General features: G+C 67.8%; 19 protein-coding genes. 12 read left to right on the top strand and 7 right to left on the bottom strand.

The features are described 5' to 3' along the window. A partial coding sequence (locus tag AC3WTE_RS10210; protein ID WP_492437331.1) for a DUF222 domain-containing protein occupies positions 1–485 on the bottom strand: 485 nt, incomplete at its 3' end. Positions 486–799: 314 nt separating this feature from the next. Here AC3WTE_RS10210 and AC3WTE_RS10205 point away from each other — a divergent pair. The 9 genes from AC3WTE_RS10205 to AC3WTE_RS10165 all read left to right on the top strand — a co-directional run bounded on the left by AC3WTE_RS10205 (position 800) and on the right by AC3WTE_RS10165 (position 9,744). Continuing rightward, entirely contained in the window at positions 800–1,744 is a 945-nt protein-coding gene (locus AC3WTE_RS10205; protein ID WP_492437330.1) for an alpha/beta hydrolase, read from the top strand. Positions 1,745–1,826: 82 nt separating this feature from the next. Then, positions 1,827–3,302, top strand: coding sequence for a flavin-containing monooxygenase (locus AC3WTE_RS10200; protein WP_492437329.1), 1,476 nt, complete (start codon positions 1,827–1,829; stop codon positions 3,300–3,302). A gap of 14 nt (positions 3,303–3,316) precedes the next feature. Continuing rightward, on the top strand, positions 3,317–4,294 hold the full coding sequence (locus AC3WTE_RS10195) for an alpha/beta hydrolase (protein ID WP_492437328.1): 978 nt from the start codon (positions 3,317–3,319) through the stop codon (positions 4,292–4,294). A 53-nt stretch (positions 4,295–4,347) separates the two neighbouring features. Then, the gene (locus tag AC3WTE_RS10190; RefSeq protein ID WP_492437327.1) at positions 4,348–7,194 is read left to right on the top strand and encodes an AMP-binding protein; all 2,847 of its coding nucleotides are present in this window, start codon (positions 4,348–4,350) and stop codon (positions 7,192–7,194) included. Positions 7,195–7,255: 61 nt separating this feature from the next. Further along, positions 7,256–7,528, top strand: coding sequence for a hypothetical protein (locus AC3WTE_RS10185; protein ID WP_492437326.1), 273 nt, complete (start codon positions 7,256–7,258; stop codon positions 7,526–7,528). A 19-nt stretch (positions 7,529–7,547) separates the two neighbouring features. Beyond that, the gene (locus AC3WTE_RS10180) at positions 7,548–7,847 is read left to right on the top strand and encodes a hypothetical protein (protein ID WP_492437325.1); all 300 of its coding nucleotides are present in this window, start codon (positions 7,548–7,550) and stop codon (positions 7,845–7,847) included. 11 nt (positions 7,848–7,858) lie between these two features. Then, a complete protein-coding gene (locus tag AC3WTE_RS10175; RefSeq protein WP_492437324.1) occupies positions 7,859–8,398 on the top strand; it encodes a hypothetical protein in 540 nt (179 codons plus the stop codon). Between the two features lie 17 nt (positions 8,399–8,415). Further along, a complete protein-coding gene (locus AC3WTE_RS10170) occupies positions 8,416–9,345 on the top strand; it encodes an LLM class F420-dependent oxidoreductase (RefSeq protein ID WP_492437323.1) in 930 nt (309 codons plus the stop codon). A 6-nt stretch (positions 9,346–9,351) separates the two neighbouring features. After that, positions 9,352–9,744, top strand: a complete 393-nt coding sequence (locus tag AC3WTE_RS10165; protein ID WP_492437322.1) for a hypothetical protein — start codon at positions 9,352–9,354, stop codon at positions 9,742–9,744. Here AC3WTE_RS10165 and AC3WTE_RS10160 read toward each other — a convergent pair. From AC3WTE_RS10160 to AC3WTE_RS10135, 6 genes are all read right to left on the bottom strand, one after another. Further along, a complete protein-coding gene (locus AC3WTE_RS10160) occupies positions 9,741–10,982 on the bottom strand; it encodes a DUF445 domain-containing protein (protein ID WP_459368046.1) in 1,242 nt (413 codons plus the stop codon). The two genes, AC3WTE_RS10165 and AC3WTE_RS10160, sit on opposite strands and share 4 nt — an antisense overlap. Continuing rightward, positions 10,982–11,683 (bottom strand): Abi-alpha family protein, encoded by a 702-nt coding sequence (locus AC3WTE_RS10155; RefSeq protein ID WP_492437321.1) that lies wholly within the window; start codon positions 11,681–11,683, stop codon positions 10,982–10,984. The genes AC3WTE_RS10160 and AC3WTE_RS10155 overlap by 1 nt, the downstream gene beginning before the upstream one ends. A 51-nt stretch (positions 11,684–11,734) precedes the next feature. After that, the gene (locus AC3WTE_RS10150; RefSeq protein WP_492437320.1) at positions 11,735–13,249 is read right to left on the bottom strand and encodes a dynamin family protein; all 1,515 of its coding nucleotides are present in this window, start codon (positions 13,247–13,249) and stop codon (positions 11,735–11,737) included. Then, entirely contained in the window at positions 13,246–15,087 is a 1,842-nt protein-coding gene (locus AC3WTE_RS10145) for a dynamin family protein (protein WP_492437319.1), read from the bottom strand. The genes AC3WTE_RS10150 and AC3WTE_RS10145 overlap by 4 nt, the downstream gene beginning before the upstream one ends. A gap of 96 nt (positions 15,088–15,183) precedes the next feature. After that, positions 15,184–16,296: an IniB N-terminal domain-containing protein gene (locus tag AC3WTE_RS10140; protein ID WP_459368042.1), complete on the bottom strand. Its 1,113-nt coding sequence runs from the start codon at positions 16,294–16,296 to the stop codon at positions 15,184–15,186. A 264-nt stretch (positions 16,297–16,560) separates the two neighbouring features. Beyond that, positions 16,561–17,088 (bottom strand): Rv0340 family IniB-related protein, encoded by a 528-nt coding sequence (locus AC3WTE_RS10135; RefSeq protein ID WP_492437318.1) that lies wholly within the window; start codon positions 17,086–17,088, stop codon positions 16,561–16,563. A gap of 215 nt (positions 17,089–17,303) precedes the next feature. Between AC3WTE_RS10135 and AC3WTE_RS10130 the strand changes: the two genes are divergently transcribed. The 3 genes from AC3WTE_RS10130 (at position 17,304) to AC3WTE_RS10120 (ending at position 24,849) form a co-directional block, all read left to right on the top strand. Next, positions 17,304–19,295, top strand: a complete 1,992-nt coding sequence (locus AC3WTE_RS10130) for an Hsp70 family protein (RefSeq protein WP_492437317.1) — start codon at positions 17,304–17,306, stop codon at positions 19,293–19,295. Beyond that, positions 19,292–21,772, top strand: coding sequence for an isoniazid response ATPase/transcriptional regulator IniR (iniR, locus tag AC3WTE_RS10125; RefSeq protein WP_492437316.1), 2,481 nt, complete (start codon positions 19,292–19,294; stop codon positions 21,770–21,772). Before AC3WTE_RS10130 ends, iniR begins: the two co-directional genes overlap by 4 nt. Positions 21,773–21,984: 212 nt before the next feature. Beyond that, positions 21,985–24,849 carry a heterodisulfide reductase-related iron-sulfur binding cluster gene (locus AC3WTE_RS10120; protein ID WP_492437315.1) on the top strand — a complete coding sequence of 955 codons (2,865 nt, stop codon included), beginning with the start codon at positions 21,985–21,987 and terminating at the stop codon, positions 24,847–24,849. Positions 24,850–24,909: the final 60 nt, after the last annotated feature.

Here is a 24,909-nt window from a genome sequence, read left to right as displayed (position 1 = left end):
ACCCCGGCCTGATCGGAGGCAGCGATGATCGCGTCGATACGTTGCTCCATCTTCGGTTTCGACAGCCGACCCCACGCCACGATTTTCGCGGCCAGGTCCGCGTCGACCTGTTGGGCGACGTCGTCGTCGATGATCAGGTCGGTGCGCGAGGCGATCATCGCGACCATCACCGCATCGATCAGGCCCTCGGCATAGACCGCTGCCACTTTCGGCAGGCGGGTGCGCAGCGTCACCGCGCGGTCCACCTGCGCCTGCGCGCGTTTGCGGGACACCCCGAGCGCGGCGGCCACTTCCACGATCAGTCCGGCATACCCGTCGATCGCCCAATACCGCTTTTCCACATCATCATCGGGAGCCCGCAGCGCCCACAGATCACCGATCGCCGCCAGCCGGCGCGCGCCGGCCGCGTTCTCCTCACAAGTGGCGAGGGTGATCGCGTCGACCGCCGCGGTCGCGGCGTGGGGATCACTATTTGATTCGAACATACTTGCGACGTTACCCCTGCCCACCGACGAGAAATCCATCACAGCAAGAGCCCGGCATCGGCGACGGTTAGAGTGCCTAAGCAGAAGGGCCGCAGCAGGATTGGCGCCACGCGGCACTGTGGGGCGGGGATCGTCGTCGCTTAGCCCGACTGGCCGAAAGTGGCAGATGAGTAATTAGAAGAACTAACCGTCGAGGCTCCGAATGCGTCGGGGAGCACGACCGGCGGCGTCTCAACACGCGCACGGCGGTTAGATCAACTAAGCGCCGACGATGGGGGACGACAGACCCACCGGCCGAACGCTAATCTCCCACCATGAGCTACGCCGACCAAACAGCCTGGCGCACAATCCAACAGCACCTGCCCGCTGAATACCGGATCAAGCCCGGTATGGAGCCGACCGAGGAATGGTGGGACTGGCAGGGGCACCACATCCACCTGGATACGTACCGCAACCCGGACGCGCCGGTGAAGGTCGTCCTGTTCCACGGCGTCGGCACCAACGGTCGGCAGATGAGCACCATCGCCGGCGCTCCCCTCGCCAGGCGCGGATACGAGACCATCGCCGTCGACATGCCGGGCTACGGGGTCACCGAGGTCGCGCCGGGCGCGCTGGTCACCTACGACGACTGGGTCGCCGCCGGAGTCGATCTCGTTGCAGCCGAACGCAAACGCGACGACCGCCCGATCCTGCTGTACGGCCTCAGCGCCGGCGGGATGCTGACTTACCACGTCGCCGCGATCAGCCCGCACGTCGCGGGCATCGTGGGGATGACGTTCCTGGATCAGCGTAATCCCCAGGTCCAGGTCGAGACGGCGCTCAACCCCACCATGGGTCGGCTCGGCGGACCGATGATGAGCCGCGTCGCCCGGACACCACTGCGCCGCATGCGCATCCCGATGTGGGCGGTGAGCAAGATGCACACCCTGGTCAATGACAAGACGGCGCTGCGGGCCTGTCTCGCCGACCGCACCTCGGCCGGGAACTGGGTCACGATGGCGTTCCTCGCCTCGTACATGGCCTACCAGCCGGCCGTCGAACCCGAGGACTTCACCACCTGCCCGGTGCTGCTGACCCAACCCGGCGCCGACCGGTGGACACCGCAGCATCTCAGCGACCCGTTCCTGGACCGGATCACCAAGGTGCCGGTCACGAAGAAGGTGCTCGACGGCGCCGGCCACTACCCGCTCGAGCAGCCGGGCCTGGATCAGATGGTCGACGCCATCGACGAGTTCGCTCAGACCCTCGCCACCCGGTAAGCCGGGCCTGCGAAACCCGGCATGGACACGGCGTCGCGGATTTAGAGTCAGGTACACCCGCCGGACCGGCAAAGGAGTGCCCATGACAACCACCGCTCCCATCGACGTCCTGGTCGTCGGCGCCGGGATTTCCGGCATCGGAATGGCATATCACCTCAAGACTTTTCGGCCCGGTACGTCGTTCGTGGTTGTGGAGGGACGAGACGCGATCGGCGGCACCTGGAGCCTGCATCAGTATCCGGGCATCCGGTCCGACTCGGACATGCCGACCTTCGGCTTCGGCTTCAAGCCGTGGACGCACCGCAAGTCCATCGCCGACGGGCACATCATCCTGGACTATCTGCAGCAGACCGTGGAGGAGAACGGCCTCGCCGGCCACATCCGATTCGGCTACCACGTGGAATCGGCGAATTTCGATTCCCAGCAAGCACTTTGGACCGTCACCACCACCCACGAGGGCCAGACCGAGACGTTCACGTCACGCTTTCTGTTCCTCGGCACCGGGTACTACGACTACGAGAATCCGTATCTGCCCGACTTTCCGGGTCGCGAGGATTTCGAGGGTCCGGTGATCCACCCCCAACTGTGGCCGAAGGATCTGGACTACGCCGGCAAGAACGTCGTCGTCATCGGCAGTGGCGCCACTGCCGTCACACTCATCCCGAACATGGCCGACAAGGCCGCGCACGTCACCATGCTGCAGCGCTCCCCGAGCTACGTTTTCTCGATACCGGCGTCCGACCCGATCGCCAACGTGCTCAACAAGGTGCTCGGCCATGAGCGGGCATACAAGATCGTGCGGCGCAAGAACATCGCGCTGAACCGCGGGCTGTTCAAGATGTGCATGCGCTACCCGAAAGTGATGCGAAAACTGTTGATCGCCAACGTGGCTCGGCAGCTGCCCAAGAACTTCGATGTCGACACGCACTTCACCCCCAAGTACAACCCGTGGCAGCAGCGCCTGGCCATGGTCCCCGACGGCGACCTGTTCAAGATGGTCGCGTCCGGCAAAGCCTCGATCGTCACCGACCACATCGAACGGTTCACCAAGCGCGGCATCCTGCTGAAATCCGGGCAGGAACTGGCCGCCGACATCATCATCTCGGCGACCGGCCTGAACATGACGCCGTTCGGCAAGATCGCCCTGAGCGTCGACGGGCACCTGCTGCATCTCCCCGACCTCACCGTCTACAAGGCGATGATGCTCTCCGGCGTGCCCAATTTCGCATTCGCGGTCGGCTACACCAACATCGCCTGGACGTTGAAGGTCGATCTGGTGTGCGAGCACTTCTGCCGGATGCTCGACTACATGGACGAGCATGGCTACGACAAGGTGGTGCCCGTCCTGGAAGACGGGACCATGGAACGAGTTCCGTTGCTGGACATGACCTCCGGGTACGTCCAACGGGCCGTCGCCAAGTTCCCGCGCGGCGGCACCTATGGCCCGTGGGCGTTCAAGCATGCCTACGAAATGGATCAGGAACGGTTGCGCAACGGGCCCATCGAGGACCCCGCACTGGTCTTCACGCCCGCCGCCGCCCCGCTATCCGTGGCCTGACCGAAGGAGCGATCATGAAAACCGACTTCTTTTTCATCAGCCACGGCGAGCGTTGCGCCGCTTGGCATCTGACCGCCGAGAGTGACGCGCTGGCCGGTCAGACCGGCCGGCCGTGCGTGGTCATGGCCCACGGCTTCGGTGGGACCCGCGACTCGGGCCTGATGGCGTTTGCGGAGCCGTTCGCCGCCGCCGGGATGGATGTGGTGGTGTTCGACTACCGCGGCTTCGGCGATTCGGAAGGCGAACCACGCCAATACATCTCGGTGAAGAAGCAACGTCAGGACTACCACGCCGCCATCGACGTCGCCCGGAACCTGCCGGGCGTCGACCGCGACCGCATCGCGTTGTGGGGCACCTCGTATTCGGGAGGGCACGTCATCGCTGTCGCCGCCGAAGACCAGAGGGTGGCCGCAGTGGTGTCGCTGTGCCCCGCTACCGACGGCCTGGCCGCGCTGGTACAGGCGTATCACGAGGCCGGGGCCGGGCCGCTGGCCCGCATGGTCGCGCACGGAGTGCTCGATGCCGCGGGAGCGTGCCTCGGCCGCCGCCCGCACAACCTGCCACTGACCGGGCACCATGGTGACACCGCGGTGCTCACCACGCCCGGCGCCGAAGAGGCGTATGTGGCCATGGCCGGCCCGACCTGGCGCAACGAATTCACCGCCCGCACGCTGCTGGAGATCGCGTTCAACCGACCCACCGTGCACGCCAGTCAGCTGGAATGCCCGCTACTCGTCCAGATCGGCACCAACGACCTCATCGCGCCGCCGGACGCCGCACGCCGCGCCGCCAAAAAGGCGGGGTATCTGGCCCATTTGTGCGAATATCCCGCCGACCACTTCGACTTCTACGACGGGCCTGTCCACGAGGCGGCCCTCGCCGATGAAATCACCTTCCTGACCCGCGTCCTCGATCCGGTCCGGTCGACCGACGTGCATCTGCGGTCGACGCACCCACCGACACCCAGGCTGGCGGTCAAACTGCCGTGGTGAACGGATCCGCTTGGCATGATCTGCACCGAGTGTTGATCGAAAGGGCGGGCTGAATGTTCGACAGGGTTGTGGCGACGACTCGCAACTGGCTGGAAGTGGCCCGCTACGGCGGACTCGAGACTGGCGAAGAGCCGTCGCCGTACGACGTCGTCGCACAGGGCCGGATCCACAAGCTGCGGCGGTACCGCACCAGCGGTGAGAAGGGCCGCCCTCAGGTGCTGCTGGTGCCGCCGCTGATGCTGACGGCCGACGTGTTCGACGTGTCTCCGCAGGCCAGCGGCGTGCGTACGCTCATCGCGCACGGTATCGACCCATGGGTCATCGACTTCGGCTCGCCGGAGAAGGAAGCCGGCGGCCTGGAGCGCAACCTGGCTGATCACGTGCTGGCAGTGGACGCGGCCATCGACGAGATGTGTGCCCTCACCGGCGGCGACGTGCACCTGGCCGGCTATTCGCAGGGCGGCATGTTCTGCTACCAGGCCTCGGCGTACCGGCGCAGCGTCGGCATCGCCAGCGTCATCACCTTCGGCAGCCCGGTGGACCTGAGCAAAACCGCACCGATGGGTGTCCCCGCAGAAATCGCCATTCCCGGCATGGGATTCGTCATGGAGAACGTCCTGCGGGGCCGGTCCGTGCCGGGCTGGGCGACCCGGCTGGGGTTCCAGCTACTCGACCCCGTGAAAGCAGTGACGGGCCAGCTGCAGTTCCTGTTCGCGCTGCACGACCGCGACGCCCTGTTGCCCCGCGAAGGGCAGCGCCGCTACCTGATGAACGACGGCTGGGTGGCGTGGCCCGGCCCGGCGCTCGTCGAGTTCCTGCAGCAGTTCCTGGTGCACAACCGGATGTTGACGGGCGGATTCAGCATCGCCGGACGGCCGGTGACGCTCGCCGACATCACCTCGCCGATCTTGGCGTTCGTCGGAGATGTCGACGAAATCGCCCCGCCCGCCTCGGTACGCGGAATCCTGGGCGCTGCGCCGCGTGCGGAGATCTTCGAAAGCACCTTGCACGCAGGGCATTTCGGGCTGGTTGTGGGCAGTACCGCGACGTCGCACACCTGGCCGCTGGTGGCCGACTGGATGCGGTTTGCCGAGGGCAAGGGCCCGCAGCCGGAGCACGTCACCAAGGTCGACGCAATGACCACCGCCGCCGAACCGGCGCCGGCGGGGCCGGGTGAGGGCGTCCAGGCACTGATCGATGCCGGCCGCATGGTCGCCGGCTCCGTCGCACGTTCGGTCGGTGACGTCCGCGGCATGTTCGGCACGGTGTCGCGCCAGATGCCCCGGCTGGCGCGCATCCGGAGACTGGACGCGAGCACGCGAATCTCGTTGGCGCTCTTGTTCGATGAGCAGGCCCAGCAGGCGCCCAACGACGTCAGCTTCATGTACGAGGACCGCAGCTACACCTACGGCGAGAACAAGGTGCGCATCGATGCGGTGGTCCGCGGTCTGCTCGCCGCGGGCGTGCGTGCCGGTGAACACGTCGGTGTGTTGATGGGTACGCGTCCGTCGGCACTGGCGGTAGTAACGGCGCTCAACCGCATCGGCGCGGTGGCCGTGATGCTGCGCCCCGGCGCCGACACCGCGCGCGAGGTCGAGCTCGGCAAGGTCAACCGCGTCATCGCCGATCCCGAACATTCCGAGGCCGACTTCGCCGGCCGACCGCTGCACACCTTCCTGCTCGACACGCCCTACCTCAACCGGGACCGCACCCTGACCGCGCTGGAGATCGGCGAGACCAACGCCGTGCGCATCCCCGACTGGTACCGCCCCAACCCGGGTCGTGCCGGGGAGCTCGCGTTCATCTTCTTCGGCGGCCCGGACGACGACCCCCGCCCCATCCGAGTCACCAACGGCCGCTTCGGTTTGTCGGCGTACGGCACCGCGACGTCGGCGACGCTGAACAACTCCGACACCGTCTACAGCATCAACCCGATCTACCACACCTCCGGCCTGCTGACGGGCATCGGCGGAGCGGTCGCGGGTGGCAGCCGACTGGCGATGGCCACCGACCTGGACCCGACGACATTCTGGACGGAAGTACGCCGGTACGGCGTGACCATCGTCTGCTACACCTGGGCGCAGCTGCGGCCGCTGGTCAACGCCGCCCCGCAGCCCGCCGAGCGCAACCACTCGGTCCGGTTGTTCGTCGGCTCCGGTATGCCTCGCGGCCTGTGGCGCCGGGTCCTCGACCGGTTCGCCCCGGCCGGCGTCCTCGACTTCTGGTCCACCAGTGAGGGCGAGGCCATCCTGGCCAACGTCAACCCGGCCAAGCCAGGATCGCTGGGCCGGCCCCTGCCGGGCAGTGCCACCGTCGAGGTCGTGCGGTGGGATCCGGAAGCGCAGCAGGTTGTTTCGGGTGCGGACGGTTACGCGATCCGCTGTGCCGACGACGAGACGGGCCTCCTGTTGGTGAAGATCAGTTCCGCGACCACCGCGTCCGCGCCGCCGCTGCGCAATCTGTTCGAGGCCGGTGATGCCTGGTTCTCCAGCGGCAGCCTCGTCAGCCGGGACAGTGACGGCGACTACTGGCTGATCGACTCCGTCGACACTCAGATCCACACCGCCGGCGGGATCGTGGCCTCGTTGCCGATCACCGCAGCCCTCGGGAAACTGCCCAACGTCGACCTGGTGCACACGTACGGAGTCGCATCCGACGACCACGAGGTGGCTGTCGCGGCCCTGTCACTGCTCGATGGGCAGGACATCTCCGCCACCGACCTGGACGAGGCGCTCGCGAACCTACCTGCCGAGGAGCGGCCCGCATTCGTCCGCGTTGTCGATGAGCTGCCCATGACACCGTGGCACCGCCCCGTCGCCGGCCCGTTGCGCCACGATCCGCTGCCGCCCCCGGGCCGCTACTTCACCCGTATGGACGACGGCAGTTACCAGAAAAGCTGAGACAAGCCTGACGGATCTGTCAATAATTTGTCGCAGGGTCGGGCCTACGGAAGTTGGAGACATGAAGAAGTCCGCAGCTGCAGTGCTGTTCCTGTTGGCGTCCGCGGCCGTGCCGGCCGTCAGTACGCCTGTCACCCACGCTGATGTGTGCGCCAACGTCGGCGGTCGGCACGTCAGCGCCGGTGGCTGTACCAACGTCGCCGGTGACGCCGCGGTGGCCGCGGCCGTCGCAGCGCCGGAGGACGCGGCCGCCCAGGCCGCCTCGGGCCGGCCGCCGTGCTACACCCCGGCCGGGGTGCCCTACTACACGCCGGGCGACTTGCCGTGTAACTGAAGGCCTTTAGGGTGAGTCCATGCACAAGTCCCTGCAGCGGGCCGCCGTCATCGCCGCGGCTGCCTTGGCGCCCATGGCACTCACCGCGGCGATCGCCCCTGCCGTGAGTCACGCGGACTGCGACAACGGCACCTGGTGGGACCCGGTGCAGAACCGGTGCCAGGCCCCGCTGGTGCAGAACTGCCCCGGCGGCTGGTGGGACCCGAACATCAACAGCTGCCGTCCTCCGGTCTCGACGACGCCGCTCGACTGTCGTGACGGCGCGTGGTGGGACCCGATCAACAACATCTGCCGTCCGCCGGTACTGCCTCCGCAGTAACCTGTTAGCCGATGAACCACCATCGGCTGATCGCCCTCGTCGCTGTCTCCGTCGCGCTGCTCGCCGGCTGCGACGGCACCACCCCCGGAAGTCCGAAGTCGGGGCTGCCCAGCGGAGAATCACCGTCGGCAAGCACACCGACACCGAGCTCGAAGGCCATCCGCCCCGTCCCGGTCAGCCCGATCCCGGTCCCCAGCGCCGTGCCGCCCACCGCGCAGGCCCTCGCTCCGCAGAACGGCTACGTCTTCATCGCGACCAAGTCCGGCCAGACCCGGTGCCAGCTCAGCAAGGCCGAGGTCGACTGCGAGTCGGCCTTCACCAACGCGCCGAAGCTCAACGGGGAGTCGGCCAACGGCGTCCGGGTCACGGCAGCTGGCGAATTGTCGTGGGTGGTGGGCAATCTCGGGGCCATCCCGACGGTGACCATCGACTACCAGACCTATTCGGCGGTGGGCTGGACCATCCTCGCCGGAGCCGAAGGCACCCGCTTCACCAACGCCGGCACCGGCCACGGGATGTTCGTCTCGACGGCGAGTGTCAAGGCGTTCTGATCACTAGGCTGGGCGGCATGGACTTCCGGGTATTCGTCGAACCGCAGCAGGGTGCCACCTACGCCGACCAGCTCGCCGTCGCGCAGGCCGCCGAGAGACTCGGCTACTCGGCCTTCTTTCGATCCGACCACTACCTGGCCATGGCCGGCGACGGGCTGCCCGGCCCGACCGACTCCTGGGTGACGCTCGGTGGCATCGCGCGCGAGACCAGCACCATCCGGCTCGGCACCATGGTCACCTCGGCGACGTTCCGGCATCCCGGCCCGCTCGCCATCGCCGTCGCACAGGTCGACGAAATGAGCGGTGGCCGTGTGGAATTGGGCCTCGGCGCCGGCTGGTTCGCCGAAGAGCACGAGGCCTACGCCATCCCGTTCCCGCCGCTGGGCGAACGCTTCGACCGGCTGGACGAGCAGCTGCAGATCATCACCGGCTTCTGGGACACCCCGGTCGGAGAGCACTTCGACTTCGACGGCAAGCACTACACCGTGAAGAATTCCCCGGCGCTGCCCAAACCGGCGCAGGCCCACCCGCCGGTGATCATCGGTGGCGGCGGCGCCAAGCGGACCCCGGCGCTGGCCGCCCGGTTCGCCTCGGAGTTCAACATTCCGTTCGTCGACATCGACACCCTCACCACCCAGTTCGGCCGGGTCCGGGCCGCCGTGGCCGAAGCCGGCCGGGCACCCGAAAGCATCACGTACTCGGCGGCTTTCGTGCTGTGCGCGGGCAAAGACGACGCGGAGATCGCCCGCCGAGCCGGCGCCATCGGCCGCGAGGTCGACGAGATGCGCGGCAACTCCCCCACCGTCGGCACTCCGGCGGAGATCGTCGACAAGCTGGCGCCGTTCGTCGCGGCCGGTGTCGAGCGCATTTACCTGCAGGTGCTGGACATGTCCGACCTCGACCACATCGCCTTCTTCAGCACGGAAGTCATTCCGCAGCTACGCTGACCGGCCATGACCGAGCGGCCGTGGCATGAGCGCACTCCGCACGTCGTCGGCGCCAGCATCGCCGCGCTCATCGCCATCGGCCTGCTGTACTTCGCCGGCGCGTGGCTGACGCGGCACTACAACCAGCCGCAGCCGGCACCCGTGCCCGTCATCATCGATAGCTCGACCACCCCGGGCACGGCGGCGAGCACAACGACGAGTTCAGCGACCACCAGCTCGTCGACAACGCCGCCGTCCACTACCGACATCGACCTGCCGCCCGCCACGGACACCACGACGACGTCGACCGAAACGTCGATCACCCAGTCACGGCAGAGTCACACGACCACCGACCCGCGCTGGCCCTACCCGTTCACGTCGAGGCCGCACACCACGGTATTGCCGCAGCCGCAGCACTAGTGCGTGAAGAACTCGATCATCAGCACCTGGAGCTCACCGACGCAGCCACCGAGGATGGCACCGATGGCGACCATCAACGGCTCGTCGTCCTTGAACACCGGCCGCAGAATCGACTCGTACTCTTCGTTGGAGAGCTGATTCATCTTGTCGATGATGGTCTGCTCGAGGTCGATCTTGCTCATGGCATAGTCCTGGGCGTCCAGCAGCGTGGCCGGCAGCCGCTCGACGACGAGTTCGACGACCTTGTCCTTCAGCGCGTTGTACTTCGCCGTGCCGACCGCGAACTTCACGACCGTGCCCGTCCACCCACCGACTTCGCTGTCGATCGCGAGTTCGACCTCGCGGGCGACCATGGAGAACAGCTTGTCCGCACCCGGGCCCTTGAGAATCCCGTCGAACAGGATGTCCGGCGCGAACAGGTCTTCGGACAAGATACGGGCGTAATCCGCGGTGATCTTCTCGCGCTGCGCATGTAGCAGCCCCTGGAACTTGATGAAGCCCAGGAACTTCGTCGGCTTGATGGGCCGGAACAGCATGTTCAACGCGATGTAGTCACTGACCAGGCCGATACCGAAACCGAAGGCCGGCATGATCCACGGCAGTTTGAAGATGGCCCACACGAACATCTGGGCGGTACCGATGATCAGGCCGAAGTAGATGCCGCTGCGCCGGACGAACGCCATGGCGTCGTCGGACAGGCCGCGCATCAGCTTGTTGAGCTTCTCCTTGTTGCGCACCAGCGTGGTGACAGAGAGGAACTGCAGGTCGACGAACCGGCTCAGGTCCGCCTGCATCTCGTTCAGCATCTTCTCGGTGATGCGCGGCGCCTGGGAGTGGATGCGGTTCAGGATCGCCTGCCGCCCGGCCTCGGGCAGGGAATCCCACAGACCCGGGCGGATCTCCTCGGCGACGTCGCGCGCGATGTCGTTGATCGACGCCGCCAGCGGTTCACGCAGCACCTCGACGGCCTCCTTGGCGTCGATCCGGGAGACCAGTTCCTCGGGCTTGAGCAGATTCGAGGTGAGCAACTCGATCGTGGTCGAGCCGACCTTGCCGGCGCGCCGCGGAATGATGCCCTGCCAGCCGATGGGCCCGATGCCCTTGAACTCCAGCGGCCGATAGATCATCTCCATCGCGACGATCTTGGTGCTCCAGCCGACGAACGCGGCCACCAGCGGCATGGAGAAGTAGATGATCCAGTGGGCACGGAAGTCAGTGAGGATCTCGGTCAAAGACATCAGTGCCACCCGTTCTGGTCGTCCTCCGCGGTAGCGGCGGCCCACAGCGACCGGCCCAGCGGCGACAGCGTCAGGGTCAGCTTCTCCACCTTTGCGGGCAGCGGGCCTTTCGACGCGGCCTTGATCGCACTGAGCACGATGGTCTCAGCCATCAACACCTCGTACTCGGTTTTCAGCGCGGAATCCTCCGGACCGATCTCCACGAGGCGCAGTGCCAGCAAATGCCCGACGTACTGCGGCGTCATCTGTGGCAGCGCGACGTTCGCGGTCCGGCCCACCAGGGCCGCGTTCTCCAGGACTGCCTTGCGGGTTCGGTCGAACACGTTGACCAGAGGAGAGACCGAGCCGTCGGACAGCGCGCCGACGATGCGGGCCTCGTCGGCGACCAGCTGATCCAACAGATGGTGGTACAACTCGGTCTGGCTGCCGGCGGTGTTCTGGTCGAGCGCCCGGTTCAGCAGCTGGCTCATCTTGGAGTTGAGCGAGTCGTCGGTGGCCGCCGGCTTGGTGCTCGAAGGCGTCGACACATACGTATCAGCTGCCGAGACGTCGTCTTCGGTGTCTTCCGGTTCAAGTTCGTTGAGGCCTTTGCGCAGGGCGCCGACGATCTGCTGCTCGGTCCAGCTATACACATCCAGGCCGAGACGAGCAGCGTCGACCGCGCGTCCTACCAGTCCGAAGGGGTCAAACGATTGAGCCACCCGCAAACGGTAGCCGCGCAGGGTACCGCTTGGCCAACGATCACGAATATCTCACCTTCCTTGCGCCGCATAGTCGGCCACCAACGCCTCGGCACTACGCACAGCGGCCCGACAGGCGCGTGCGGTAAAGGGATCGTTCAGCGGATGATCGGCCCGTCGGCGCCACCGCTGCACCGCCGCGAAGGCTGCCCGCGGACCGTCATACGGCGCATCGTTGCTCAGCCCCAGCCGGCTCGCCGCGTCGGTGCCCGAACCGCCGATGATGCGGCGCAGCGAAGCCATTTCATCGTCGTTCAATGTGGTTGGCCGGGAACGTAATTGACCGAGTAAGCGCAATTCTTCGAACGCGTGCGTGTCGGCCAGCAGCGGGTCGATGTCCGCCAGGATGAACGGAGTCGCGTAGATGGGATTGTCCTCCACGAAGCGGCGCAGCGAGCGCAACGCGGTGTGCGCCTTGAGCATGTCGGCGCGCTGCGCGAACTGCTGGTCGATGACGTCGCGCAGGGCCACCAGCCCACTGCGGTCCAGGAGCTCGTCGGCCAGCCCCACCGAGTCGGTGACACCGGCGCGCAGGACCGCGATGGCGATCCGGATCCCGAACATGCCGAACCGGTCCAGCAGCCCGGCTCGCGTGATGGCGTCCACCGGCAGCGAATCATCTTGCCGGGCAAAGCGATCCGCCGACAACATGGCCTTGGTCAGCGCGGCGGCAGCGTCGCCGTCCAGGGCGGCCAGTTTCTGCAGCGCCGCGAACTCACTCTGCTGTAGCGTGCGCGCGGTCAGCGCCAGCAATCCCGATACCGGGACGACAGCCTGACACACGCCAGTGCGGTCCAGTTCCGTGGTGAACCGGGTGGCCACCTCGCGGGCCGACATCATCGCGTCGATGCGTCCGGCCCCGATCTCGTCGGCCCGCGACGCGACCCCGATCACGCCCAGGGCGCCCGAGCCGCTGCCGACGAGTTCCCCGATCTGCTTGAGCAGCGCGATGTCTGGCGCATTGAGGGTGCGCAGCAGGAACACGACGGCGTCCACCCGAGGGACCCCGTCGCGCGGCACCAACAGTTGCAGGGTCCGGTCGGAGACGTCACGCGACAGTGAGGACGTGCCCGGCGTGTCGATGATGGTCATCTGTTCCAATTCGGCAGCGGGCCACTGCACGTCGAGGTCGACGATGTCCCCCACGTTGGCCGCGCCCTGCGCGCCGGAGTACCGCGCGAGGTCGAACGTCAGGCCGCCATCGCGGGTGATCGGCACGTCGGTGCGGCGGCCGTCGCGGTGGTTGGCCGTCACGCGCGGTGTCAGACCGTGCCGGAACCAGGTGACCAGGCGGGTGGCCTCGGTGGCGTCGGTGGGCGCAATCTCCTCGCCCACAAGCGCATTCACCAACGTCGACTTGCCGGCCTTGAGCGTGCCGGCCAACGCGATGCGGATCGGCTGGTCCAGCCGACGGGCGATCCAGTCCAGTTCGGCCAGGGCCTGCGGGCGGTGCTGGTAGATGGGGTCGGACCGATAGGCCGACATGACGCCGCCCAGGATGGCGCGGACGCGTGCGCTGGTACTCACCGCGCGAGTGCCGGAGTCAGCTTCACCGCGTTGTCGATGACCTGACGCAGAATGTTCAACTGCCGCTCCAGTTCCCGCACCCGGTTGTCGCGTTCACCCGCTTCGATCTGCGCTGCGGCAAGGGTTGCCTGCAGCGATTCGTTGAGCGATCGCGTGGTCTGGTTGGCGATTTCGCGGTAATGATCCCGCAAGTGGCGCTGGATGTTTCGCAGCCGGTCCCGCGACTCCTTGCCGACGGCGAACGACACGTCGTCGACGAACCGGCGGACGTTCATCTTCGCCTCGCCCCGCACGCGCAGCATGCGATTCTCCATGTCTTCCTTGTAGGCCTTGCGGCCCAGTACCAGTCCGGCACCCAGTGACAGCGGGTTGAACATACCCAGCCCGGCGAACGAGGTCAGCATGCCGAACATCAGCACACCGCCGTAGGACCCGCGCATCCCGGTGATCACCTTGTGCCCGGCCCTGATCGGCTCGGACTCGAGCCGCGCCACGGGGTTGAAGTCGCCCAGGCCGGCGCCCATGTCGCGGGCCCTGACCTCGGCCAGTTCCACCGAATCCAGCCCGGCCTGGACGAAGGTGCGGGCCACCTCGGCGGCCAGCGCCTCGGCGCGCTGGTGGGCCCAGACGAAGTTGTCGCCGACCGCGGTGGCGACCACGTTCTCCAACTCTGCGCCGATCTCGGCCCAGTGCTGGGTCGGGTCGCAGCCGTCGATGATGCGCTCGGTGTGCGCGGTGATGTTGCGGAACCGGTTGCGCAGGTCGTGGTCGACGTCGGCGGTCAGGTCGGCGATGCCGTCGTTCAGCACCTGCTGCCACAATGCGGTCTGCTGCAACGCGTTCTGGGCGTCGTCCTTCTTCTGCTCCAGCTCCGCCTTGATGCGCTCGATCTTGTCGGGGTCGTTGATCGCGGCCAACTCCGTGGACACGGCGAGGGTGAGATGTTCTGCGGCCGCGTGGATTTCGGTGACGACCTCGTCCTTGATCCGGTCGTTCTCGCGACTGAGCACCTTGTCGGTGAGGAACTTGATGATCGCGGGGAAGTTGGATTCGTCGTTGAGTTCCTTGTCGTTCAGCGCCAGCGCGTGGGTGCGCAGCGCCGACGACACGGGCACCACGGGCACGTTCAGCCGCGCGCGCTGCAGATGTGCGGTATTGGCCGCGACGATCTCCCGCCAGTGCGGGTATAGGTCGGTCTTGGTGGCGACAATCGTTGCCACCGGGCAGATTTCGAGGGCCTGCCGGATGAACGTCAGCTCGGGCGCGGTGAACTCCTGGCTGGTGTCGCTGATCATCAGGAGGGCGTCTGCGTCGGGCAGCAGCCCTAGGGTGGCCGACAGGTGGGGCTGGCCCAGCCCGCCGACGCCCGGGGTGTCGACGAAGGTGAGTCCGCCCTTGAGCATGGGGCTCGGCGCCGCCACCTCGACGCGCAGCACCCGACGGCCCTGGGCCTGCGGGGCCTGCCGCAGATCGGCCGACAGTTGGTTGGGTGGGATGGCCACGACGCTCGGCTCCAGCGCACCATCGGTCGGCGCCAGCACGAGTTCCGCAGCCGCCGCGTCGCCGTAGTGGACGACGGTGGTCAGCACGGTGCTCTCGTCATCCCCGACGCGGGCCACGGGCATGTTCAGCAACGAGTTCAGCAACTGGCTCTTGCCTTGCTTGAGCTGCCCGGCGATCACGACCCGGATTTGCGGATCGCTGATCCGCGTCTTGGCCGCCAGCAACCGCTGCGCCAGGTCATCGCGGTCATTGAGGCCCGCGATCCGGCTGGTGTGGTCGATCAACTCGACGATCACCGCGACCGGCCGCGGATTCGCCTCGTTGGGTTGCGTCACTGGACTCTCCTCGACTGCATGCTCGATAACCAACGGTATGCGCAAACATCCGGCGGGGCCTGCAAGAGGCCCCGCCGGACGGTTTGTCGCGATCGATCAGTGCATGTGCGGATCGATGTGGGTGGTGTGGCTCATGTCGGTGGTGGTGTGGGTTTCGACGGGTGCATAGGTGTTCATGCTGGCCTCGTGCACCGAGCTGTCGGCGACCGTGCTGTGCACCGAGTTGTCGGAGCTCAGATCGGTGTGGGTGGTGTTCCCGCTGCCGATGTTGGTGTGGGTGCTGTTGCCGCTACCGATGCTGGTGTTGGCAGTGTTCCCGCTGTTCAGGCTCGTGTTCACGGTCGAGGAGTGCGACGAGTCGTCGATCACGCTGCTGTTGCCGCTGCCCAGGTCGTGGCCGACCGTGGTCTGGTTGCCACCGACGTGCGTCGACGAGGTGTTGCCGTCGTTGATGACGATGTTGCCACCGCTACCACCGCTGCCGCCGCTGGCGTGACCGCCACCGATCAGGCCGCCGCCGGCACTGGCGCCGCCGCCGTTGCCACCACCGGTGTTGACGTCGTTGACCACCGGGCCGGAGTTGCCCTGGATGATGTGGCCGCCGGCCGTCTGCGAGTTGTCGGTCGCGTGGTTGCCGGTCCCGACGATCACCGGGGAGTGGCTGCCGGTGAGGATGTCGCCGTTGGTGACGGTGTTGCCGTCGCCCTGCACGGCACCCTTGCCGCTGGCGATGTCACCGTGGTTGTTGCCGGCGATGTTCACGCCGCCGTCGCCCTGCTGGACGTGGCTGCCGCCGAGGGTGATGTCACCGAAGCCCAGGTTGAAGGCACCCTGCTGGGCATTGGCGCCGGCGTGCTGGTCGGGGCTCAGGACCGGGATGCTGTTGCCGCTGGCCACCGGCACGTTGTTGTTGCTCGCGAAGTCGGTGTTGGGAGCGAAGGTCGGCTGCGAGACGAAGCCGGTCTGCGGGGAGAACGGCGAGGACATGCTGTAGTAGTCCGAGACCGCGTTCTGCAGGCCGACGACCGGGTCGCCGCCACCGAGCACGACGCCGGCGGGCACCGCGCTGGCGGCCACCGAAGCCAGCTGTGCGGAGGTGACACCGGCGAGGCCGGCGTCGCGCATGGTCTGCTCGGGGTTCGCGACGAACGAGCTCGCGACGGTGGGGAAGCGGAACAGGTCGATGATGAATTCGATCAGGCTGGTCATTGGAGTCCCTTTCTTTGGGGTCTTGCTCTTGTGAAGTTCGGGTCGCCTTCGCGTCTGTCCGGCGAACTGACAACAACGTTAGGGGCCGGCAAGAACCCTGCAAACGGGGCGACCACCCCTACCCCCAACGGAACATAGTGGGGTCCCACAGCTCCCCCTATTAGGGGATTAGGGGATTACTAGGGTGTTTGCTGAGGACGGGATGAGAGAACGCAAAACGCCGGTGGCCATGGCGGCCACCGGCGTTTGTCGGGTGTGCGGTGCTCAGCTGAAGAAGTCGAAGCCCTGATGGTGCTCGAGCGGGTCCGCGGTATCGACGGGATGCCAGTCGAATGCACCCGGATCCGAGAGGTGCCCGGCGTCGACGACCGGGATGTCGTTGTGCAGGCCCAGATCGTCGGACACGGCCAGGTCCGGCACGGCGGTGTGCACCGGAAGGTCCGGTGCACTGGCGAATCCACCCAGGTCAGGATCGGAAATCACGTGCGGGGACACGACCGTCGGCACGTGGGTGTTGACGGCATCGAAGGCGTCGAAGGCCGCCGTGGCGGCACCACTGGTCCAGACGTTGACGCCGGGATCGTCGAATCCGGCGGTCGGCACGCCACCGGCCGCGGCGGACACCGTCCCCAGGGATTCGGACACCACCGGGATGAGGTGCGCGACGTCCGCTGTGGTGACCCCGGTGAGGTTGGCGTCGGCGATGGCACCGGCGGGGTCGGCGGCGTAGTGAGCTGCCACGTCGGGATCACGGACCACCGACATGACAAAATCCAGTAGCGGATTTGCCACGGCACCTACTCCCTTCTGGATACGCCTCGATAACTATTTCGATGCTATCGCCGATATAGCCCCCAGAGATCGGTGCTGACCCCAGTACCCGACACCTGCCATTAGGGGCACGCCCATTAGGGATTCACCAATCGTTAGGGGATTGTGTCCCACCCCTAGGCCGCCAGCACATAGGGTGGCCTGAGCTTGGCAGCGCATCGAAGGAGTGGACGTTTATGAGCAACGAGCTCGGTTTGTCGATCGGCCAGACCAACCTGGTGGCCGTGCCGGCCGGGCGACCGCCGGTGAGCCGTCGCGCCATCCTGTCCCTGTACCCGGATCGGCCCGCCGAAGTCGGCATCCCCGCGCAGCCCGGCGGCCTGGTGCTGACCGGTTTCGTGGAGCGCGTCGGCGACCCCATTCCCCTGATCGCCCCGGACGGTTCGGCGCATCGCGGCGAGGCCGTCCTGGCCGAGGCTCTCGATGCCATGGCCCGGACCGTGGGCGGCGGCAGCCCCATCGTCATCGCCGCCCCCGCCCATTGGGGGATGTCGACCATCGGCGCACTCACCGCCGCCCTGCGCGGCAAGCCCGGCCTGGCGGCCGCACCGGTGGTCTCCGACGCGGCCGCAGCGCTGGCCGGCCTCAAAGCCGGGCCCGGGCTACCTGACCACGGCGTGGTGGCGCTCTGCGATTTCGGTGGTAGCGGCACCAGCGTCACCCTCGCCGACGCCGCGACCCTGAGCCAGATCGGCGAGACGGTGCGCTACCCGGAGTTCTCCGGCGACTTGGTGGACCAGGCGCTGCTGAACCACGTCATCGCCGGCATCACCGAGTCCGCCGACGCGGACCCGGCCGGCACGGCGGCGGTCGGCTCACTGTCCCAGCTGCGTGACCAGTGCCGGCAGGCCAAAGAGCGGTTGTCGTCGGAGACGGCGACGTCGGTCAACGCCAACCTGCCCGGTTTCGCGTCGGCGCTGCGCATCACCCGCCCAGAGCTGGAACGACTGCTGGAGCCGGCCCTCGCCGGGCTGGTCGCCGTCGTCCAGGACACCCTGCAGCGCAACCAGATTCCCGCCGGCGTCCTGACGGCCCTGGCGACCGCCGGCGGCGGCGCCTCGATTCCGATTGTCACCCAACGACTTTCAGAGCACTTCCGGGTTCCGGTGGTGACCTCGCCGCAGCCCGCCCTCACCGCGGCCGGCGGCGCACCGTTTGTCGACCAGAGCACCATGAGCGCCGACGCCCCGACGGGAATGGCGCCCACGATGGGCTGGGCGGCCGGCCCCGCGGGCTGGGCGGGCGGCCCCGCCACCATGGCTGCTCCGGTGCCGCCGGCGGACGCGAACCCGTCCTCGACCGTCGGGCCGTCGCTGGCCTGGTCTGACGACGAGGAACCCGGTGCCGCCGTCGGCGCGGACTACCCCGCGGATTTCGCGACGGGCTACGCCGAGGCAGCGCCTTTCGGCGAGACCACGGCCCGGCCGGCGATGGACTTCGCCCACGAAGAAGAGGACAACCTGCCCGACGTGGCGCCGCTGCCCTGGTACCGGCGCCCACCGCTGCTCTTCGGCGCTGCCGCGGCGGCGTTCCTGGTTGCCGGTGGCAGCTGGGCCGCGGTCGGGCTCACCAGCAACGACACCCAGTCGGGTCCGGTGACGGTCGACGTCACCACCACCATCACCGGCCCTGACGGCTCCATCACCACGAGCACCTACAAGGCCACGAAGTCCGTTGTGACGCAGACGAATCCGAATGGCCAGGTGGAGACGTCGACGGTGACCAACCCGGTCACCACTACGCCACCGCCGACGACCACGACGACCACCGATCCGTCGACCACCAGCTCGACGACGACCACCACAACCACCACCGACACCACGACCACCACCACGACGACCACTCCGTCGACGACGACCACCACAACCACGACGCCACCGACCACCACCACCCCGCCGACGACGACAACCCAACCGCCGACGACGACGCAGCCGCCCACCACCACGCAGCCGCCGCCGACCACGACGCAACAGCAGCCGACCACCAAACCGAGCAGCCAGACGCCGACGGCTCAGCCGACGACGCAGGCCCCCACCACGCAGGCCACGGCGCAGCAGCCGCCCAAGACGGCCTCCGCGGCGGTCGAAACCGGGTCTGCCCCGTCGGCATCGGTGGTCACCGCGTCGGTGCCCATCACCGCACAACCCTCGGCATCGACCAGCCAATGACCGCGGCAGCCGGCACATCGCTGGTGCTCGGCGGAATCGGCAGCGGCAAGACCACCGCGCTGGAAGCGGTGCGAAAGACGTTGCGGGCCAATGGAACCGCGATGCTGGCCCGGGTACCGAAGCCCGGTGAAGCGCCGGACGCGGCTATCGTCATCGACGATGCCCAGCTGCTCTCGCCGGCCGAATTGGACGTCCTGACCGAGCTGGCCGGAGATCCGGGCCGCACCGTCGTGGTCAGCGCCGAGCCGTTGGCGCACGAGCGTGCGCTCAATGCCCTCACCACCACGTTGAGCCGGCAACATCCGCCGATTCAGCTGGCGCCCATGACACCTCGCGAGATCCACGAGGCGCTGGCCCGGGCCGGCGTCGCCGGCAATCAGGTACCCGGACTGCTCGCCGCTACCGGGGGCATCCCGCTGCTGGTGTACTCGGCGCTGTCCGCCCTGGCCTCGGGCGGCGATCCGACCCGGGCCGCTTCGGTCGCGTTGAGCGAGCGGTTGCGCCGGCTGGACGAGCACCTGTTGGACACGTTGTTGTTGTGTTCGCTCAGCCCGGAACTGGGGCCCGACGACATCGCCGCCGCCCTGCAGCTGCCAGGCGACGCCGCGGCCGTACTGATGGACCGGGCCCGCGCCAGTGGCCTGTTGTCCGCCTCGCTGCACCCGCGGTTCACCGACACGCTGCACCGGTGCCTCACCCAACTGGTCGGCGCCGCGCGGCATCGCGAGACCGAATCCCGGCTGCTGCGTTCGCAAATCGAATCAGCCACGCTGTCAACCGAATTGGCGCTGAAGCTGGCCGAGCATGGCACGGTCGACGACCTGCTGGCGGCCGAGCTGATCCAGCGTGCCGCGCCCGCCGAGCCCCGACAGGCCGCCCGGCTGTACCGCGCCGCGGCCCGCGCCGGCACCGCCCCGGCGGATGTGCACCTCGCCGACGCCCTGGCAGTCACCGGTGACTGTGCCACCGCGGGCACCCTGGCAGACGAACTGCTCACCGCCGAGGACGCCGACGTCCGGGCCCAGGCAGTGCGCATCGCGGCCAGTGTCGCCATGCACGACGGCGCCGCCGCCCACGCCGCGGATCTGTTCCGGTGGCTCGGTCCCAATCCCGATCCGTTCGTCGCCGCCGCGGGTGCCGTGGTGGGGGTCGCCACGGCCGACGCGGAGCTGGCCCGCACGTGCCTGCAGGCCGAGAACTCCATGCCGCCAACGTCTTCCGCGCGTGCGGCCCGTGGCATGGCAGAGGGCATGCTGCTGACGCTCGACCAGCCGTTCGGGGTGGCGATGGCGCGGCTGACGCAGGCCGTCGGCTCCACCAACGGTGTTCACGCGGTCTCGCCCGACAGCCCCGCCGCGCTGCTGAGCCTGGTCGCGCTGCACGGCGGCGACGCCGTCCGCGCCCGCAGCGTCATCGGCCGAGCCGTCCGAACCGGCGCCAACCAGGGCTTCTCCCATCTGCGTCACCGGCTGCTGCTCGGCTGGATCCGGATGCTCGACGGCCAACTCGATTCCGCGGTCCCGTCATTGAGCCCAACAGAGGCCGCGGACCTGCACCGCCGCGACGCGTTGTGGTTCACCGCGCTGCAGACCGCCGTCGCACGGCGCAGCGGCGATACCGGCGCCCTGCAGAAACATTGGTATGCGGCCATGGAGGTGCTGGCCGAGTACTCCCTGGACCTGTTCGCACTCCTGCCGCTGGGTGAGTTGTGGGTGGCCGCGGCTCGGTTGCAGCAGATCGATCAGTTGCGTCAGCCCCTCGCCGAGGCCTTCGGGCTGCTGCGGGCCACCGGCAATCCGGCGCTGTGGGCCGTTCCGCTTCATTGGGCGGGCGTGCACGCCGGAATTCTGGCCAACGCGCCCGAGGCCGTCGCGCCGCACGGGCAGGCCCTGGCCGCCGCCAGCCGGGCCGAGGGGGCGCACGGCGCGTACGCCACCGCGCTGGCCGGCGCCGGTCGCGCCTGGCTCCGGGTCCTGGCCGACGGCGTCGATGCCGCGGAGGTGACGGCGGCCGCCCGCGGGCTGGCCCGGTTCGGGTTGACGTGGGATGCGACGCGACTGGCAAGTCAGGCGGCGCTGCATTCGGCCGACGGCAAGATCTCGGGTGCCATGTTGCAGCTGGCGCGCGACCTCAAGCAGGACGCGGCCCTCGAGGCCGCGGCCGATCCCATCGAGCTCGCAGCCCCGGCTATTCCTCGTCAGGGCGCAGATGTGCGCAACACCACACCCCCGCCCGCCTCGGGTGACGCTCGGGCCACTTCCGCCGCAACACCGGCCTGGACGCGGCTGTCCGACCGGGAACGCGAGGTCGCCGAACTGGTGCTGCAAGGCATGCCCTATCGCGATATCGGCGCCCGGCTGCTGATCTCAGCGAAGACCGTCGAACACCATGTCGCCCGCATTCGCCGCAGGTTGGGGGCCGAATCACGGTCGGAGATGCTGTCGATGCTGCGCGCGCTGCTCGTCGAGAAAGCCTGACCCACTCCCTATATAAGGAAGCGCGGCACACATGCCCGGGAAGGCGGGATTCGCGGCAAAAAGTGGACCCCGTAGCCGCAGCTCAAGTTAGGACAGCCTTGCTAGCGTGCGTTCTGGCCAGGATGCGACTATGAGCAGGCATCTAGCTTAAGTTACTGGCTAGTAACCTCAATAAGTTACCGGCCGGTAGCTACATAACTGGGAGAGGCGCGGTGGAGAATCTCGAACACACGCTCGACGTGGCCAGGCTGGTCATCGGGCTGTTGGCAACGGTCATCGTCCTGGGGTTCGCCGCCAAGCGCGTCCTGTGGCTGACCAAGCTGATCAGCTCCGGGCAGAAGCTCGGCGACGAACGTGGCCGCAAGGACGATCTGGCCCGCCGCTTCCTGAACCAGAACAAGGAAGTCTTCGCCCAGTCGAAGCTGCTGAAGTGGTCGATCCCCGGTATCGCGCACTTCTTCACCATGTGGGGCTTCTTCGTCCTCGCCTCGGTCTACCTGGAAGCCTATGGCGTCCTGTTCAACCCGAAGTTCGCCATCCCGTTCGTCGGACACTGGGCCGTCCTGGGCTTCCTGCAGGACTTCTTCGCCCTGGCCGTGCTGGCCGGCATCATCGTCTTCGCGATCATCCGGCTGACCAAGAACCCCGACAACATCGGGCGTGAGTCGCGGTTCTACGGCTCGCACAACGGTGGCGCGTGGGAGATCCTCATCATGATCTTCCTGGTCATCCTGACCTACGCAATCTTCCGCGGTGCCGCCGTCAACGTTCTCGGCGAGCACTTCCCGTACCAGAACGGCGCGTTCTTCTCCGACGGCATGGCCGCGCTGCTGGCTCCGCTGGGCCACACCGCCAACGTCTGGATCGAGACCATCGCGCTGCTGGCGCACATCGGTGTCATGCTGGTCTTCCTGCTGATCGTGCTGCACTCCAAGCACCTGCACATCGGTCTGGCCCCCATCAACGTCACCTTCAAGCGGCTGCCCGATGGCCTGGGCCCGCTGCTGCCGATGGAGTACCAGGGCGAGCCGATCGACTTCGACGACCCCGCGGAGGACGCGGTGTTCGGCCGCGGCCGTATCGAGGACTTCACCTGGAAGGCCAACCTCGACATGGCGACCTGCACCGAGTGTGGTCGTTGCCAGTCGCAGTGCCCGGCGTGGAACACCGGAAAACCGTTGTCCCCCAAGCTCGTCATGATGAACCTGCGCGATCACCTGTTCGCCAAGGCGCCGTACATCATCGAGGGCAAGCCGATGCCGGAAGAGGGCTCGGTCGACTTCGCCGCGCTCGGCACCAGCCTGCACGGGCACGGTGTGCCCGAGGACGGCTTCGCCCGTATCGAGGGTTCGGGCCCCGAGCAGGCGCTGCGCCCGCTGGTCGGGACCGCTGAGCAGGGCGGCGTGATCGACCCCGACGTGCTGTGGTCCTGCACCAACTGCGGTGCCTGTGTCGAGCAGTGCCCGGTGGACATCGAGCACATCGACCACATCGTCGACATGCGCCGCTACCAGGTCATGGTCGAGTCCGAGTTCCCCGGCGAGCTGGGCGTGCTGTTCAAGAACCTGGAACTCAAGGGCAACCCCTGGGGCCAGAACGCCAAGGAGCGCACCACCTGGATCGACGAACTGGACTTCGACATCCCGGTCTACGGCCAGGACGTCGAGAGCTTCGACGGCTTCGAGTACCTGTTCTGGGTCGGCTGCGCCGGTGCCTACGAGGACCGCGCCAAGAAGACCACCAAGGCCGTCGCCGAGCTGCTCGCCACCGCGGGCGTGAAGTTCCTGGTGCTGGGCACCGGCGAGACCTGTACCGGTGACTCGGCCCGCCGCGCCGGTAACGAGTTCCTGTTCCAGCAGCTCGCCGCGCAGAACGTCGAGACCATCAACGAGCTGTTCGAGGGCGTCGATGCCGCCAAGCGCAAGATCGTCGTCACCTGCCCGCACTGCTTCAACACGATCGGTCGCGAGTACCCGCAGCTGGGCGCCAACTACACCGTCGTGCACCACACGCAGCTGCTGAACCGCCTGGTGCGGGACAAGAAGCTGATCCCCGTGTCGTCGGCCAGCCAAGAGGTCACCTACCACGACCCCTGCTTCCTCGGCCGGCACAACAAGGAGTACGAGGCCCCGCGTGAGCTGGTCGGCGCTGCCGGTGCCGTCCTCACCGAGATGCCCCGCCACGCTGACCGTGGCCTCTGCTGTGGTGCCGGTGGTGCCCGCATGTGGATGGAAGAGCACATCGGCAAGCGCATCAACACCGAGCGTGCCGAAGAGGCCGTCGACACCGGTGCCTCGGCGATCGCGACCGGCTGCCCGTTCTGCCGCGTGATGATGAGCGACGGCGTCGACGACGTGGCCGCCACCCGCAGCATCGAGAAGACCGAGGTGCTCGACGTCGCTCAGCTGCTGCTGAACTCGCTGGACACCAGCACGGTCACCCTGCCCGAAAAGGGCACGGCGGCAAAGGCTTCCGCAGCACTGGCCGAGAAGAAGGCCGCCCAGAAAGCCAAGGAAGCCCCCAAGCCCGCTCCGGCACCGGCTGCTCCTGCCGCTGAGGCCGCTCCGGCCGCCGAGGCACCTGCGGCTGCCGCTCCGTCCGCTGCCAAGCCGGTCACCGGCCTGGGCATGGCTGCCAAGCGTCCGGGTGCGAAGAAGGCTGCGGCTCCGGCCGCCGCCGCTCCGGCTGCCGAGGCACCTGCTGCCGAGGCTCCGGCCGCACCGGCCAAGGGCCTGGGTCTGGCCGCGGGCGCCAAGCGTCCGGGTGCCAAGAAGGCTGCTGCTCCGGCAGCGGCCCCGGCCGCCGAGGCTGCTCCCGCGGCTGAGGCACCCGCTGCCGAGGCTCCGGCCGCACCCGCGGCACCGGTGAAGGGCCTGGGTCTGGCCGCGGGCGCCAAGCGTCCGGGCGCCAAGAAGGCTGCTGCTCCGGCAGCGGCGGCTCCGGCAGCTGAGGCACCTGCTGCCGAGGCTCCGGCCGCTCCTGCCGCTCCCGCCGCCCCGGCGGCGGAGGCCAAGCCGGAACCGCCGGTCGTCGGACTGGGCATGAAGCCGGGCGCACGGCGCCCCGGTAAGCGGTAACCCGAAGTACACCGCAATGGCCAGCTACGACCCGCCTCAGGAGCGTCGTAGCTGGCCATT

Source organism: Mycobacterium sp. FW102-FHT13B02, from assembly GCF_058790275.1.
The sequence above is the reverse complement of the archived record's forward strand: the minus strand, read 5'-3'. Positions and strand labels throughout refer to the sequence as shown.